The following is a 1389-nucleotide window of genomic DNA, read 5'->3' on the forward strand; positions in this document are numbered from 1 at the left end:
CGTGTACCGAGTCATGCGTACGCACGCATTGCTGATGCAACGAAGGCCGCAGCCACCTCGAGTGCAACGTCGCCACGATGGCAAGGTCGCAGTCGAACGCAGCAACCAACGCTGGTGTTCGGACGGCTTTGAGTTCCGTTGCGACAATGGCGAGGCGCTGCGCGTGACGTTCACGCTGGATTGCTGCGAGCGCGAAGCGATAAGCTGGGTGGCGACGACGGCTGGCTATAGTGGCGACGCGGTGCGTGATGTGATGCTGGCGGCCGTCGAAAACCGCTTTGACAATGCGCTACAAGCACCCTCGGAAATCGAGTGGCTGAGCGATAACGGCTCCGGTTATACGGCCGACGAAACGCGCCGCTTCGCAACCGAAATCGGTCTGAAGCCGCAGACGACGCCGGTGTGCAGTCCACAGAGTAACGGCATGGCTGAGAGCTTCGTGAAGACGATGAAGCGCGATTACGTAGCCTTTATGCCAAAATCGGATGCGGCGACGACCGTGCTCAATCTCGCCATGGCCTTTGAGCATTACAACGAGAAGCATCCCCATAGCGCGCTGAAATATCGCTCAGCGCGCGAGTTTCGACGCACCGTGGATTCATCAACCGTAGTGTGAGGTCGTGTCCGGGACTACGGGGTCAACTCCACCCGCGAACTGCTTGAACGGCTCCAGGCCAAGTGTCAATGAAATGAATGGTGTGAAATGGGACAACGGTGCTCGTACTGCGGCAAAGCATTTGATTGCGGGGCGGACAATCCCAGCCGCCCCTGCTGGTGCGCAAGCTTGCCGCCGTTGCCTGCCCGCGCGCTGGATCCCGAGCAGGGCTGCCTGTGCTCCAGCTGCTTGGTGAACAAGCTCGCACGCATGCCGGTCGACGCCACCGCGCCGGACGAAGCGGACCATGTGAACCCGATCTGCCCCAACCAAGACTGCACCGGCTCAGAGGCTTCCTGAGGCGGCCACGCGCTCGTCCTGCTACGGTCACTGGCTTAAGCGTCGTCATGGTGGCATGCGCGTTGGTCACCGTAATCATTTGACCTACTCGTTAGACCCCGCTATAATCTTTTTCTTTCCAGACGCGGGGTGGAGCAGTCTGGCAGCTCGTCGGGCTCATAACCCGAAGGTCGTAGGTTCAAATCCTACCCCCGCAACCAAAGCTCGCAAAAAGGCCGGTTCCGCACCGAATCTGCGCCTTCTTAACCTTACATTGCGGCACGCCGCGTCGCGAGGTGCCGGCCGGCACGCATGCGACCTTTTCAGCGAACTGAAAATATTTTCGATTAGCGCCTTATTCCAGCATCGCCTCACCGGCTCGGCGACGTTGCGCTCGAGATAGCTGCGGCCTTTGTTGCATCAGCAATGCGTGCGTACGCATGACTCGGTACACA

Annotated in this window: 2 protein-coding genes and 1 tRNA gene; all 3 read left to right on the plus strand. The window is 59.7% G+C overall.

What is annotated here, in order from left to right; translation table 11 throughout:
* Positions 1–616: DDE-type integrase/transposase/recombinase (locus KQH55_RS09955; RefSeq protein WP_235090719.1), on the plus strand; the 616-nt coding region annotated here is incomplete at its 5' end.
* A gap of 87 nt (positions 617–703) precedes the next feature.
* The gene (locus KQH55_RS09960) at positions 704–955 is read left to right on the plus strand and encodes a cysteine-rich CWC family protein (protein WP_076786347.1); all 252 of its coding nucleotides are present in this window, start codon (positions 704–706) and stop codon (positions 953–955) included.
* Between the two features lie 123 nt (positions 956–1078).
* Positions 1079–1155, plus strand: a tRNA-Met gene (locus KQH55_RS09965).
* The last annotated feature ends 234 nt before the right edge of the window (positions 1156–1389 follow it).

The sequence above is a fragment of the Mycetohabitans sp. B3 genome (assembly GCF_021498065.1).
Taxonomy (GTDB): domain Bacteria; phylum Pseudomonadota; class Gammaproteobacteria; order Burkholderiales; family Burkholderiaceae; genus Mycetohabitans.

Coding starts and splice junctions, on each gene's coding strand:
- KQH55_RS09960 (WP_076786347.1), top strand. CDS start 704: ATGGGACAACGGTGCTCGTACTGCGGCAAAGCATTTGATTGCGGGGCG.